The following is a 13,380-nucleotide window of genomic DNA, read 5'->3' as shown; positions in this document are numbered from 1 at the left end:
GCCCTTGGGGGTGTAGGCGTACTTGTGGAGGTCCACGGAGAGGGACGTGACCCCGGGGACGGAGAGGTCGAAGTCCGGCACCTGCGGCGTGTCCGGAATTCCCGGGGCATCCCGCCCGCCGAGGCCCGCCCGCCGCAGGTGCCCGAGGTACCAGCCGCCGATACACGCGTCGACGTGGCACAGCACTCCGCGCCGCGCCGCCTCGGCCGCGACCTCGGCGACCGGGTCGATGACGCCGTGGGCGTACGAGGGGGCCGAGACGACGACGAGGGCGGTCGCGTCCGTGAGCGCCGCGGCCATGTCGGCGGGGCGCACCCGGAAGGTCTCCGGATCGACGGGCACGGACCGGACGGTGAGCCCGAACAGCTCGGCGGCCTTGTGGAAGGCGGCGTGCGCGGTCTCGGGCAGGACCAGCTCGGGCGCCGTGATCCCGCGCACGCGGCGGGCGTGCTGCCGGGCGGTCAGGACGGCGAGCAGACAGCTCTCGGTGCCGCCGCTGGTGAAGGTGCCCGCGGCGCCGCCGAGCAGGGCGGTGGCCCGGCGCACGAGGTCGTTCTCCAGCTCGACGACGCTCGGGAAGGCGGTCATGTCGAGCCCGTTGACCCCGGCGAAGGCGGCGGACGCGGCGTCCGCCAGCTCCTCGAGGCCGGTCAGGCCCGCGTCGTAGACGTAGGCCATGGTGCGCCCGCCGTGCACCGGGAGGTCCCCGGCGCGCAGGGCGGTGAGCCGGGCCAGGAGGGCTTCGGCTTCGGCGTCGTCGCCGGTGGTCGTCATACGGACTCCTCGTCTCGCGGGGCACAGGGCGGGGCGGCAGGCGGGTCGGGCGGCGCGGCGGCCGGTGCGGCCGTGTCGCGCAGCCGGGTCAGTTCGGCCTCCGTGAGGCGGTAACGGGCCAGCAGCGGGAGGCTGAGCAGCAGGAGCAGCGCGGGCAGTGCGCCGAATCCGACGACGATCGCGGTGAGCGCGGAGTCGGGCTGGGCGACGCGGTGGTCGGCGTCGGAGGAGGCGAAGCCGCCGAGCGCGAGGACGAGGCCGAACAGGCCGGGCCCCAGCGCGAGTCCGAGCGTCTCCCCCGCGGTCCACAAGCCGGTGAAGACTCCGGCCCGGCGCCGTCCGCTGCGGTAGGCGTCGGCGGCGATCGCGTCGCCGAGCATGGCCATCGGCAGCATCTGCATGCCCGCGTAGCCGATGCCCGCGACCGCGACGCCCGCGTAGATCGCGGGGGCCGGCAGCGCCCGCCCGCAGGCCGCGACGACGGCCCCGGCGAGGAAGCACAGGGAGGCGCCGATCGCCGCGTCGCGTTTGCCGGTGCGGCGGCCGAGCGCGAGCCAGAGCGGCATGGCGAGCAGCGACGGCACGATCAGGCAGGCGAAGAGCAGGGTCGTGGCGCCGGGCCGGTCGAGGATGTACGTGGCGAAGTACTGGGTGCCGGCGAGCATCAGGCCGGTCGCCGCGGCCTGGACGACGAAGGCGCCGAGCAGCCGTCCGAAGGGAGCGTTCCCCCGGGCGGCGCGCAGTTGCGCCCGCAGACTCGGTTCGCCGGTCGTGCTGATGACGCTGCGGGTGCCCGCGGTGCAGAGGACGGCCGCGAGCATGCCGGCGGCGAGCAGGGCGCCGATGACGAGGCCCATCAGGCGGTAGCCGCCGGGGCTCCCCCGGTCGTCGCCGGAGGCGCCCGCGAGGAGCGGTGCGACGGCGCCGGAGAGCAGGATCGCGACGGCGAGGAAGGCCACGCGCCAGGACATGACGCGGGCCCGCTCGTCGGGGTCGGCCGTGAGTTCGGCGGGCAGGGCGACGTAGGGGACCTGGAAGCAGGCGTAGCCGGAGGCGGCGAGCAGGAAGAGGACGGCGACGTAGGCGGCGGCAGGTCCGCCCTCGAGGCCACCCGGCGCGGCGAACAGGGCGGCGAAGCAGACGGGCAGGGTGACCGCGCCGAGCAGCATCCAGGAGCGGCGCGGGCCGAGGCGTGCGCGGGTGCTGCGGTCGGAGAGGCTGCCGATCCAGGGGTTGAGCAGGACGTCCCACGCCTTGGGCAGGAACACGAGCAGGCCCGCGAGTCCCGCGCCGACGCCGAGCACGTCGGTCAGGTAGTAGAGCAGCAGCAGTCCGGGGACGGTGCCGAAGGTGCCGGTGGCGAAGGAGCCCAGGCCGTAGCCGATGCGCACCCGGGCAGGGAGCCCTGCGGGGCCTGTCGGTGACATGGACAGAACCTAGTCAGGTGCCCCGGGAACGCACCAGGCCCGAAGCAGAACATTGTTCAGGTTCTGCTTCGGGCCCGGTGGAATGCCCGGTGCCGGGGCGTTATGCCTCGTCGCGGCGGAGCGTGGGCTTCAGGTCCTTGAAGCGGCCCAGAAGTCCGTTGATGAACGCCGGGGACTCGTCGGTGGAGAACTCCTTGGCCAGCGAGACGGCCTCGTCGAGCACCACGGCGTCCGGGGTCCCGTCGACCCAGACCAGCTCGTAGGCGCCGATCCGCACGATGTTGCGGTCGACGACCGGCATCCGGTCGAGGGTCCACCCGACGGCGTACTGCGAGATGAGCTCGTCGATCCGGGCCGCCTTGGCGGCGTACCCCTCGACCAGCTCCATCGTGTACTCGCTGACGGGCGGCTGCCGCGTGTCGCTGCGGGAGTGCCGGATCCAGTCCGCGAGGACCGTCAGGGTGTCGGCGCCGCGCTGGTCTGCCTCGAAGAGGATCTGGAAGGCGCGCTTGCGGGCCGTGTTACGGGCAGCCACGGTTAGCTGTTCACCCGGCCGAGGTAGCCGCTGTCACGGGTGTCGACCTTGATCTTCTCGCCCGTCGTGATGAAGAGCGGGACCTGGATCTGGTGGCCCGTCTCCAGGGTGGCCGGCTTGGTGCCGCCGGTGGAGCGGTCGCCCTGGACGCCCGGCTCGGTCTCCTGGATGGTGAGCTCGACGGCGGCCGGCAGCTCGACGAAGAGCACCTCGCCCTCGTGCTGGGCGACCGTGGCGGTGAAGCCCTCGATCAGGAAGTTGGCGGCGTCGCCGACGGCCTTGCGGTCGACGTGCAGCTGGTCGTAGGTCTCCATGTCCATGAAGACGAAGTAGTCGCCGTCCATGTACGAGAACTGCATGTCGCGCTTGTCGATCGTGGCCGTCTCGACCTTGACGCCGGCGTTGAACGTCTTGTCGACGACCTTGCCGGAGAGCACGTTCTTCAGCTTGGTGCGCACGAAGGCCGGGCCCTTGCCGGGCTTGACGTGCTGGAACTCGACGACGGACCAGAGCTGGCCCCCGTCGAGCTTGAGCACCAGGCCGTTCTTGAGGTCGTTCGTGGAAGCCACGGTTGCGGAATCTCCTGGACTGACGTGGACGACCCGGGGGCACAGCGCCGCAGCCGACGGCTACAGCGCGAGCAGCTCCTTGGTCGTGATGGTGAGTAGCTCGGGTCCGCCGTCCGCCTCGGGGCGGACGACGAGCGTGTCATCGATCCGGACGCCGCCCCGGCCCGGGAGGTGGACCCCCGGTTCGACGGTGACCGGCACACAAGCGTCCAGTTTACCCATGGCCGCGGGGGCCAGCTGCGGGTCCTCGTCGATTTCGAGCCCCACCCCGTGTCCTGACAGCTGTGCGAGCCCGTCACCGTACCCCGCCGCGTCCAGGACATGACGGGCGGCCCGGTCCACCTCACGGCACTCGGCGCCGGGCACGAGACTCTCCCGGCCGGCCCGCTGAGCGGCGAAGACGAGGTCGTAGAGCTCGATCTGCCAGTCCGCGGGGGTCGTGCCGATGACGAAGGTGCGGCCGATCTCGCAGCGGTACCCGCGGTAGGTCGCGCCGAGGCACACGGAGAGAAAATCCCCCTCCTCGACGCGCCGGTCACTGGGCCGGTGGCCACCGCGGCCGGAGTGCGGGCCCGTCCCCACGGACGTCGGGAAGGCCGGGCCGTCGGCGCCGTGGTCGACCAGCCGGCGCTCCAGCTCCAGGGCGAGATGGCGCTCGGTGCGGCCGACGAGGATCGACTCCAGGAGTTCGCCGAGCGCCTGGTCGGCGATCTCGGCGGCGATCCGCAGGCAGGAGATCTCGTCCTCGTCCTTGACGAACCGCAGCTGTTCGACGGCCCGGTCGAGGTCGGTGAGCTGCAGCCGGGGCGCGACGGAGGCCAGCGCGCGATGGCGGGCGACCGTCAGGTCGTGCTCCTCGACCGCGAGCGAGTCGGCGCCCTGGGCGGCCGCGACGTCGGCCCCGGCGACGGCCGGGTCACCCGCGGGCGTGGCCAGGACCTGCACCCGCAGGCTCTCGTCGGTACGGCCCTCGGCGATCTGACCGCTCGGCGGGCTCGCGCACAGCAGCACGTCGCCGCTGCCGCCGGCCTCCCCGCCGAGCAGCAGCACCGCGCCGGGCGGCGCCGCTCCGGTGAGATAGCGGACGTTGGCAGGCCGCGACACCAGGGCGGCGGCGCTGCCGCCCGCCGTCGCGCGCTCTCGGAGCCGGTCCCGGCGGGCCGCGTGCACCTCTGACATGGAATCGAGCCTACGAGCGCGGGCGCGACCCGGCCGGTTCAGCGCGTCCGGACGGGGCGGCCCTCTCGGCCGGGGCAGGTCAGCGCCGCACCCTCACCAGCTGGGCGGGCTCGCGATGGCGCGCGCGAGGACGTCGTCGAGGACCTGGGCGGTGGCGGGCACGTCCAGCTGCGAGTTGTCGATGATGGGCAGGCCCGATCCGTACCAGCCCGCCATGCGGCCGTGGATGCTGGCCACTTCCTCGTCGGTCAGCCGGCGGTTCCCACTGCGCTGGGCGTTGCGCTCGAGGACGATCTCCAGACCGGGCAGCAGGACGACGGGCAGCAGGCCGGGGCCGACGTGCCGCTTCCAGCCGCCGAGGCCGACGACGGGCCGGTCGGGGAAGACGGCGTCGTCGAGGATGCACGAGATCCCGTTGGCCAGGAAGTTCCGCGCGGCGAAGCCGCAGGTGCGGCGGGCCAGCCGGTACTGCGCCTCACTGTTGTCGTTCCACCCGGTCTGGGGGTCGGCGAAGCCCGAGCGCACCCACTCGCGGACGTCGTCCAGGCTGATGTGCGCGGTCGGCACCTGGCGGCGCTCCGCCCAGTACTTGGCCACGCTCGTCTTGCCCGCGCCGGCGGGGCCTATCAGGAGCACGGCCAGGGTCGTCCCGGCCGGGTCGACGGGGGCCTGGGCGGGCGGCGGACTCGGCACGGCGACCGGGCCGCCGGGCGGGAGCGCCACGTGCCCCGTGGTGTCCCGCAGCGGCGGCTGGCCAGCGAGAGGCGGCCGGGGACCCGCCTGCTGAGGCTGAGGCTGGGGCTGCGGGCCCCGGGCCGGTCCGGGCCGGGGAGCCTGCGGGTGCGGCGGGGGCGGCGGCCGGTGCTGCGGCGCCCCCGCGAAGCCGGGCGTGCCCGGGGGCTGGGGCGGCTGTGCCGCCTGGGGCGCGCCGGTCCACGGACCGGCAGGCCCGTGCCCCGGTCGAGGGGGCGGTGGCAGCGGAGAACCCCCTGCGTGCTGCATCCGGTGCCACTCCATCTCGTACAACGGTCACTGGGGCGCCGAACACGGCGCTACCGAACGGTACCGTCCCCGGCCGGCCTTGTGTGAACGGCCGGGGAGGTCACAAAGTGCCCGAAGCCGAACGAGCAGCGCTATTCGGCCACTTCGCCGTACGCGGCGAGCAGAACGGCCGGGTCGGGGCCCTCCAGGACGGTGGGCTTGCCGAGGCCGTCGAGGACGATGAAGCGCAGCACGTCGCCGCGGGACTTCTTGTCGACCTTCATGGTCTCCAGGAGCTTGGGCCACTGGTCGTAGCGGTAGCTCAGCGGGAGTCCGACGGACTCGAGGACGGCGCGGTGCCGGTCCGCGGTCGCGTCGTCCAGGCGACCCGCGAGCCGCCCCAGTTCGGCCGCGAAGTGCATGCCGACCGAGACGGCGGCGCCGTGCCGCCACTTGTAGCGCTCGTTCTTCTCGATGGCGTGGGCCAGCGTGTGCCCGTAGTTGAGGATCTCGCGGCGACCGGACTCCTTGAGATCGCCGGAGACGACCTCGGCCTTGACCTTGATCGAGCGCTCGACGAGCTCGGCGGTGTGCGGTCCTGCCGGGGTGCGCGCGGCCTCGGGGTCGGCCTCGATCAGCTCCAGGATCTTCGGGTCGGCGATGAAGCCGGCCTTGATGATCTCGGCGAGCCCGGACACGTAGTCGTTGACCGGGAGCGAGTCGAGGGCGGCCAGGTCGCACAGGACACCGGCCGGCGGGTGGAAGGAGCCGACGAGGTTCTTGCCCTCGGCGGTGTTGATCCCCGTCTTGCCGCCGACGGCCGCGTCGACCATCGCCAGGACCGTGGTCGGCACGGCGATCCAGCGGACCCCGCGCAGCCAGGTCGCCGCCACGAACCCGGCGAGGTCCGTGGTCGCGCCGCCGCCCACGCCGACGATCACGTCGGAACGGGTGAAGTTCGACTGGCCGAGCGCCTTCCAGCAGTAGGCGGCGACCTCCGCGGTCTTGGCCTCCTCCGCGTTCGGCACCTGGATGGCGACGGCCTCGAAGCCCTGCTCGGCCAGGTCGGCGCGGAGCGCGTCCCCGGTCTCGGCGAGCGCCTCGGGGTGCACGATCGCCACCCGCTTGGCCCGGTCCCCGATCAGCGAGCCGAGCTCGCCGAGGAGTTGCCGGCCGACCAGGACCTCGTACGGGTCGGTGCCCGCGGTGCCGGCCACCTGGATCCGGGTGATCTGCTGCTCCGGCTGCTGCGTCATGCCTGCTTCAACTCCAGTGCGTCGAGGACCGCGTCGACGACCTCGTCGGGTGTGCGGCCGTCGGTGGCCACGACCACCCGGGCGACCTCGGTGTACAGATGGCGGCGCGCCTCCATCAGCTCGCGCCACTGCTTGCGCGGGTTGACGGCGAGCAGCGGGCGGGCCACGTTCAGGCCGGTGCGCCTGACGGCCTCCTCGACGTCCATCGAGAGGTAGACGACGCTGCGGCCGGCCAGCAGCTCGCGGGTGCCCGCGTCGAGGACGGCGCCGCCGCCCAGGGCGAGGACCCCGTCGTGCGCGGCGAGCGCCTCGGCGACGGCGGCCTTCTCCAGGGCGCGGAAGTGCCCCTCGCCCTCGTCGACGAAGATGTCGGAGATGGCGCGCCCCTGCGCGGTGACGATGTCCTCGTCGGTGTCCCGGTAGGTGCAGCCGAGCCGCTCGGCAAGGAGTCCGCCCACGGTGGACTTGCCGACCCCCATCGGCCCGACGAGGACGATCTGCGGCCCGGTCACCGGATCTGGAGGTTGTCGAGGTACGACGTCACGTTGCGCCGGGTCTCCGGGACGCTGTCGCCGCCGAACTTCTCCGCGACCGCGTCCGCGAGGACGAGCGCGACCATCGCCTCGGCGACGATCCCGGCGGCCGGCACCGCGGACACGTCGGAGCGCTGGTGGTGGGCCTGGGTGGCCTCCCCCGTGGCGACGTCGACGGTCCTCAGCGCGCGCGGCACGGTCGCGATGGGCTTCATCGCGGCCCGCACCCGCAGCAGCTCACCGGTGGAGAGACCGCCCTCGGTGCCCCCGGCACGGCCGGAGACACGGCGGATGCCGTCCGGGGTGCCGACGATCTCGTCGTGGGCCTGCGAGCCCGGCACCCGGGCCAGCTCGAAGCCGTCGCCGATCTCGACGCCCTTGATCGCCTGGATGCCCATGAGGGCACCGGCGAGCCGGGCGTCCAGCTTGCGGTCCCAGTGCACGTGCGAGCCCAGGCCCACCGGCACGTCGTAGGCGAGGACCTCGACGACGCCGCCGAGGGTGTCGCCGTCCTTGTGGGCCTGGTCGACCTCGGCCACCATCTGCTTCGACGCGTCCGCGTCCAGGCAGCGCAGCGGGTCCTCGTCGAGCTTCGCCACGTCGGCCGGGGTCGGGTAGACGCCCTGCGGCGCCTTCACCGAGCACAGCTCGACGACGTGGCTGACGATCTCGATCCCGGTCGTCTCCTTCAGGTACGACCGGGCGATCGCGCCCAGGGCGACGCGGGCGGCCGTCTCCCGGGCGCTCGCGCGCTCCAGGATCGGCCGGGCCTCGTCGAAGCCGTACTTCTGCATGCCCGCGAGGTCCGCGTGGCCGGGCCGGGGCCGCGTCAGCGGGGCGTTGCGCGCGAGGTCCTTGAGGATCTCGGGGTCGACGGGGTCGGCCGCCATGACCTGCTCCCACTTCGGCCACTCGGTGTTGCCCACCATGACCGCGACCGGGGAACCGAGCGAGAGCCCGTGCCGGACACCGCCCAGGAACGTGACCTCGTCACGCTCGAACTTCATCCGCGCCCCGCGGCCATAGCCGAGACGCCGCCGTGCCAGGTGGTCCGCCACCATCTCCGTGGTGATCGGAACGCCGGCGGGAAGTCCCTCCAGCGTCGCGACGAGTGCGGGGCCGTGCGACTCCCCCGCGGTCAGCCAGCGCAACCTGCTCAACGGTGCTCCTCATGCTCGCGCTCCGGGTGTGTCCCCCGATCCTCCCATGCCGGGCGGCGCGCCCCGCGCCGTGTCCGCTGTGCGGACCGCCGGTGAGACGGGCCGGGGGCCCGCCGGGTCAGCCGAGGGCGGCGAGCCCCGCCTGGCGCATGGCGTCGAGCACCGGCCTGCGGTCCCCGGTGAACTGCTCGAACTGGAACACCGCCTGGTGCACCAGCAGGTCGAGGCCGCTGAGCACCGCGCCGCCGCGCTGCTGCCAGGCGGCGGCGAGCGGGGTCGGCCACGGGTCGTAGACGACGTCGAACAGCGTGCCGACCCGCTCGGGCAGCAGGGCCGCCAGATGGTCCGTGCCGCCCTTGGGCGTCGTGGAGATCACCAGCGGCGCCGCGAACGCGCTCTCCGCGGCGGCCCAGTCCGCGGTGCGCACCCGGACGCCGAGGCGCTCGCCCCAGCCCCGCATCTCGTCGGCCCGCCGGGCGCTGCGCACATACGCGACGACCTCGCCGGTGCAGATCCGGGCGAGCGCGGCGAGGGCCGAGGACGCGGTCGCCCCGGCCCCCAGGACCGCGGCGGACCCGACCTGGTCGACACCCTGCTCGTGGAGTGCGGCCACGAGCCCGGGGATGTCGGTGTTGTCGCCGGTGCGCCGCCCGTCGGGGTGGCACACGACCGTGTTCACGGCCTCGACCGAGCGGGCCGTGTCCGTGATCGCGTCGAGCAGCGGGATCACCGCGCGCTTGAGCGGCATGGTCAGCGACAGCCCGGCCCACTGGGGCCCGAGCCCGTCGAGGAACCCCGGCAGCGCCGCCTCGTCGATCTCGAACCGGTCGTACGTCCACTCCGCAAGGCCCAGGGCCGCGTACGCCGCGTTGTGCAGCTGCGGGGAGAGCGAGTGGGCGATGGGGCTGCCGAGGACGGCGGCCCGGTGGGCGTCAGTTGCCCTGGCTGTCATTGAACTTCGCCTTGAGTCGTTCGAATTCGGCGTTGGTCTTCGCGAACTCGGTCTTGTGCATGCCGTCCGTCGCGACGAAGTACATCCAGCCGTCCTTCGTCGGGGCGAGCGTCGCGCGCAGCGCCTCGTCGCCGGGGTTGCCGATGGGGCCGGGCGGCAGTCCCTTGCGGGTGTAGGTGTTGTACGGGTCCTTGTTGCTGTTGATCTCGGACTCGCCGATGTTGATCTTGCTCTGGCGCTTGAGGTAGTTGAACGTCGAGTCGAACTGGAGCAGCTGGTTGGTCTCGGTGTTCGACGTCTTGAGGCGGTTGTAGACCACCTCCGCCATCTTGCGGAAGTCGTCGTGCGTCTTGCCCTCGGCCTGCACGAGGCTCGCGACCGTGAGGACCTGCCACGGGTCGTCGAGGTGGAGCGCCTTGGCCTTGCTCTCGATGCCGAGATTCTTGTAGTTCTCGGTCGACCGCTCGACCATCTGCTTGAGCACGTCGGCGGGCTTCATGCCCTTGGCCGCGGCGTAGCTCGACGGATAGAGGAAGCCCTCGAGCGGGTCCTTCAGCTTCGCGTGCCCCTCGGCCCAGCCGGGCAGGCCGAGCTCCTTGTAGTCCTCCTTGGCGACCTTGGCCGTGGTCCCCTTGGCGACATTGAGCTTCTTGTCGATCTCGGCGTAGACCAGGGAGTTCCGCCAGCCCTCACGGACGATCAGGTTCGCCCGGCTCTTCGGGCTGAGCAGCAGGTCGACCGCGCTGGCCGCGGACATCTCCTTCTGCAGGACGTAGGCACCGTCCTGGATGGACGTGCCGCTCTTGTTCTCCTGCTGGGCCGCGACGAAGGCGTCGACGCTCTGCACGACGCCGGCCTGCTTCAGCTTCTGGCCGATGACATAGCCGCCGGCGCCCTTCGGGATGACGACCGTGACGGTCTCGCCGTTCCCGCCGCCCGCGTAGTCCGGCGCCGAGCCGAAACGATCCTGGTAGAACTGGTAGCCGAAATAGCCGACGCCGCCGACGCCGGCCGCGAAGATCACCGTCAGGACGAGGCAGGCACAGCCGCTGCGGCGCTTCTTCGGCTTCTTGCCGCCCTTGCCCTTGCCGCGGCGGCCGGCCCGGCTGTCGTCCTCGAAGCCGTCGTCGTCTCCGTCGTCGCCGTTGAAGAACGCGTGCTCGCCCTGGTCGGGGCCCGCGTCCCACTCGGTCTCGGGCTCCGGCTCGGGTGCACGGCGGCGCCCCGGCGGCTCGGGCGGCGGGTAGGCGCCGGGGGTCTGGTAGTAGTCCGGCTCCTCGCCGCCGTACGTGGCGTGCTGACCGGTGCCGTAGGGGTCGGCGGGGTCCGTGCCGTACGGCATCTGGCCCTGCTGACCGGTGTCCCAGCCGCCCTGGCCCTGCTGCCCCCCGTACTGCTGGCCGCCGTACTGCTGCTGGCCGTACTGCTGCTGACCGTAGGGATCCTGGGCGTACGGGTCCTGGCCGTAGCCCGGCTGCCCGCCGCCGTCCGTGCCCCAGTCACCGCCGTAGGACTGCTGCGACTGCTGCGGGTCGTACTGCCCCTGGCCGCCGTGGGCAGGCCGGCCGTGTCCGGCCTGCTGCCCCCATCCCTGGTCCCCGTACAACGGGTCCGCGGGATGCCACGGTTCGGAGCCTTGGCCCCGGCCATACTCAGTCATCGGTCCCCTACAAGCCGCGAGGCGGGTGGGTGTGCCGCTGTCCCGTCAGGCAGGGCGACCGTTCCGCCTCTTGATGCTGTGCGGCAGCTGTTCGAACGCCGCCGGTCGCGCGAGACGTTACCGTATCGCGATCAGATGACCACTTCGACGCCCTCGCCCGGAGCTTCGCCTGACGCCCGTTCGGACTCCAGAGCCTGCTGGAGGATGATGACGGCCGCCGCCTGATCGATGACAGAGCGGCCCTTTTTGGACTTAACCCCGCTGGCCCGCAGGCCCTGGCTCGCCGTGACTGTGGTCATCCTCTCGTCCACGAGCCGTACGGGGACCGGGGCGATCCCGCGCGCGAGCTCCTGGGCGAAGCCGCGGACCTTGACGGCCGCGGGGCCCTCGCCCCCCTTGAGGGAGCGAGGGAGGCCGACGACGACCTCGATCGGTTCGTACTCCTGAACGATCGCCTGGAGGCGCCGGTGGGCGGCCGGGACGTCCCGGCCCGGCACGGTCTCCACCGGGGTCGCGAGGATCCCGTCGGGGTCGCAGGACGCGACCCCGATCCGGGCGTCCCCGACGTCGATCGCCAGACGGCGGCCTCTGCGCATCAGTTCGCGGTCTCCCCGACGAGGCGCTCGACGGCCTCGATGGCGTCGCCGATCGCGGCCGCGTTCTGCCCGCCGCCCTGCGCGACGTCCGGCTTGCCGCCGCCGCCGCCGCCGAGGGTCTTGGCCGCCGTGCGCACCAGGTCGCCGGCCTTGAGGCCGCGCTCGCGCGCCACCTCGTTGGTCGCGATGACCGTGAGCGGCTTGCCGTTGGCCGTGGTGAACAGGGCGACGACCGCGGGACGGCCGCCCTGGATGCGGCCGCGCACGTCGAGGACCAGCTTGCGCAGGTCGTCGGCGGAGGTGCCGTCCGGGACCTGGCCGGTGACGACGGCGACGCCGCGGACGTCCTTGGCGGAGTCGACGAGCCCGGCGGCGGCCTGGAGGACCTTCTCCGCACGGAACTTCTCGATCTCCTTCTCGGCGTCCTTGAGCTTGCCGAGCATCGCCGAGATCTTCTCCGGCAGCTCCTCGGAACGGCCCTTGACCAGCTCCTGGAGCTGAGCGACGACGGTGTGCTCCTTGGCGAGGAAGTGGTACGCGTCGACGCCGACGAGGGCCTCGATGCGGCGCACGCCGGAGCCGATCGACGATTCGCCGAGCAGCTTCACCAGGCCGAGCTGGGCGGTGTTGTGCACGTGCGTGCCGCCGCAGAGCTCCTTGGAGAAGTCGCCGATGGTGACGACGCGGACGCGCTCTCCGTACTTCTCGCCGAACTCGGCGATGGCGCCCTGCTTCTTGGCGTCGTCGATCGACATGACCTCGGCCTGCACGTCGAGCTCGCGCGCGAGGACCTCGTTGATCTTCTGCTCGACGTCCGTCATCACGGCCGTGGGCACGGCGGACGGCGAACCGAAGTCGAAGCGGAAGCGGCCCGGCTGGTTCTCCGAACCGGCCTGGGCGGCCGTCGGGCCGAGCGCGTCACGCAGCGCCTGGTGCGTCAGGTGCGTCGCGGAGTGGGCGCGGGCGATGGCCCGGCGGCGGCTGATGTCGATGACGGCCTGGGCCGTGGCGCCCACGGTGACCTCGCCGACCTGCACGACGCCCTTGTGGACGTAGACGCCCGGAACCGGCTTCTGGCAGTCGCGGACCTCGATCACCGCGCCGTTGTCGAGCTTGATGCGGCCGGTGTCGCCGATCTGGCCGCCGCCCTCGGCGTAGAAGGGGGTGCGGTCGAGGACGACCTCGACCTCGTCGCCCTCGGTCGCGGCCGGCGACGAGGCGCCGTTGACCAGCAGGCCGACGACGGTGGACTCGCCCTCGGTCGACGTGTAGCCGATGAAGTCGGTGGCACCGGCGGCGTCCGCGATCTCGCGGTAGGCGCCGACGCTCGCGTGACCGGTCTTCTTTGCCTGCGCGTCGGCCTTGGCGCGCTCGCGCTGCTCCTTCATCAGGCGGCGGAACCCGTCCTCGTCCACGGACAGCCCCTGCTCGGCGGCCATCTCCAGGGTGAGGTCGATCGGGAAGCCCCACGTGTCGTGGAGCAGGAACGCCTTGTCGCCGGCCAGCACCGTCCGGCCGGCGGCCTTGGTCTCGGTGACGGCGGTGTCCAGGATGTTCGTGCCGCCCTTGAGGGCCTTGAGGAACGCGGCCTCCTCGGCCAGCGCGACCTGCTCGATGCGCTTGCGGTCGGTGATCAGCTCCGGGTACTGCTGTCCCATCGTGTCGATGACGACGTCGAGGAGCTCCTGCACGACCGGGCCGGTGGCGCCGAGGATGCGCATGTTGCGGATGGCGCGGCGCATGATGCGGCGCAGCACG

The 13,380-nt window shown here is 72.7% G+C and carries 13 protein-coding genes; all 13 read right to left on the bottom strand.

Annotated features, from left to right (window positions below; translation table 11 throughout):
• Positions 1-774 (bottom strand): aminotransferase class V-fold PLP-dependent enzyme (locus tag GTW43_RS01860; RefSeq protein ID WP_161299771.1); only part of this gene is annotated, 774 nt, incomplete at its 3' end.
• Complete coding sequence (locus GTW43_RS01855; RefSeq protein ID WP_161299770.1) at positions 771-2,201, bottom strand: MFS transporter; 1,431 nt, start codon at positions 2,199-2,201, stop codon at positions 771-773. The genes GTW43_RS01855 and GTW43_RS01860, both read right to left, overlap by 4 nt.
• Positions 2,202-2,301: 100 nt before the next feature.
• Entirely contained in the window at positions 2,302-2,736 is a 435-nt protein-coding gene (gene nusB / locus GTW43_RS01850; protein WP_161299769.1) for a transcription antitermination factor NusB, read from the bottom strand.
• 2 nt (positions 2,737-2,738) lie between these two features.
• The gene (efp, locus tag GTW43_RS01845; protein WP_161299768.1) at positions 2,739-3,305 is read right to left on the bottom strand and encodes an elongation factor P; all 567 of its coding nucleotides are present in this window, start codon (positions 3,303-3,305) and stop codon (positions 2,739-2,741) included.
• Between the two features lie 60 nt (positions 3,306-3,365).
• Positions 3,366-4,484 (bottom strand): aminopeptidase P family protein, encoded by a 1,119-nt coding sequence (locus GTW43_RS01840; protein ID WP_161299767.1) that lies wholly within the window; start codon positions 4,482-4,484, stop codon positions 3,366-3,368.
• Between the two features lie 93 nt (positions 4,485-4,577).
• Complete coding sequence (locus tag GTW43_RS01835) at positions 4,578-5,486, bottom strand: Pro-rich N-terminal domain-containing protein (protein ID WP_161299766.1); 909 nt, start codon at positions 5,484-5,486, stop codon at positions 4,578-4,580.
• 131 nt (positions 5,487-5,617) lie between these two features.
• The gene (gene aroB, locus GTW43_RS01830; protein WP_161299765.1) at positions 5,618-6,721 is read right to left on the bottom strand and encodes a 3-dehydroquinate synthase; all 1,104 of its coding nucleotides are present in this window, start codon (positions 6,719-6,721) and stop codon (positions 5,618-5,620) included.
• Complete coding sequence (locus GTW43_RS01825; protein WP_343245864.1) at positions 6,718-7,233, bottom strand: shikimate kinase; 516 nt, start codon at positions 7,231-7,233, stop codon at positions 6,718-6,720. The genes aroB and GTW43_RS01825 overlap by 4 nt, the downstream gene beginning before the upstream one ends.
• Complete coding sequence (gene aroC, locus GTW43_RS01820; protein WP_161299764.1) at positions 7,230-8,414, bottom strand: chorismate synthase; 1,185 nt, start codon at positions 8,412-8,414, stop codon at positions 7,230-7,232. The genes GTW43_RS01825 and aroC overlap by 4 nt, the downstream gene beginning before the upstream one ends.
• 118 nt (positions 8,415-8,532) lie before the next feature.
• The gene (locus GTW43_RS01815; protein ID WP_161299763.1) at positions 8,533-9,366 is read right to left on the bottom strand and encodes a shikimate dehydrogenase; all 834 of its coding nucleotides are present in this window, start codon (positions 9,364-9,366) and stop codon (positions 8,533-8,535) included.
• Entirely contained in the window at positions 9,347-11,026 is a 1,680-nt protein-coding gene (gene mltG / locus GTW43_RS01810; RefSeq protein ID WP_161299762.1) for an endolytic transglycosylase MltG, read from the bottom strand. Before mltG ends, GTW43_RS01815 begins: the two co-directional genes overlap by 20 nt.
• A 131-nt stretch (positions 11,027-11,157) precedes the next feature.
• Entirely contained in the window at positions 11,158-11,622 is a 465-nt protein-coding gene (ruvX, locus tag GTW43_RS01805; protein ID WP_161299761.1) for a Holliday junction resolvase RuvX, read from the bottom strand.
• Positions 11,622-13,380 (bottom strand): alanine--tRNA ligase (gene alaS / locus GTW43_RS01800; RefSeq protein WP_161299760.1); only part of this gene is annotated, 1,759 nt, incomplete at its 5' end. The genes ruvX and alaS, both read right to left, overlap by 1 nt.

It is taken from the genome of Streptomyces sp. SID5785, assembly GCF_009870065.1.
In the GTDB taxonomy this organism is placed as follows: Bacteria; Actinomycetota; Actinomycetes; order Streptomycetales; family Streptomycetaceae; genus Streptomyces.
Note: the sequence above shows the minus strand (reverse complement) of the source record. Positions and strands in the feature narration are given on the sequence as shown.

Coding starts and splice junctions, on each gene's coding strand:
- GTW43_RS01855 (WP_161299770.1), bottom strand. CDS start 2,201: ATGTCACCGACAGGCCCCGCAGGGCTCCCTGCCCGGGTGCGCATCGGC.
- GTW43_RS01840 (WP_161299767.1), bottom strand. CDS start 4,484: ATGTCAGAGGTGCACGCGGCCCGCCGGGACCGGCTCCGAGAGCGCGCG.
- GTW43_RS01835 (WP_161299766.1), bottom strand. CDS start 5,486: ATGCAGCACGCAGGGGGTTCTCCGCTGCCACCGCCCCCTCGACCGGGG.
- aroB (WP_161299765.1), bottom strand. CDS start 6,721: ATGACGCAGCAGCCGGAGCAGCAGATCACCCGGATCCAGGTGGCCGGC.
- GTW43_RS01815 (WP_161299763.1), bottom strand. CDS start 9,366: ATGACAGCCAGGGCAACTGACGCCCACCGGGCCGCCGTCCTCGGCAGC.
- mltG (WP_161299762.1), bottom strand. CDS start 11,026: ATGACTGAGTATGGCCGGGGCCAAGGCTCCGAACCGTGGCATCCCGCG.
- ruvX (WP_161299761.1), bottom strand. CDS start 11,622: ATGCGCAGAGGCCGCCGTCTGGCGATCGACGTCGGGGACGCCCGGATC.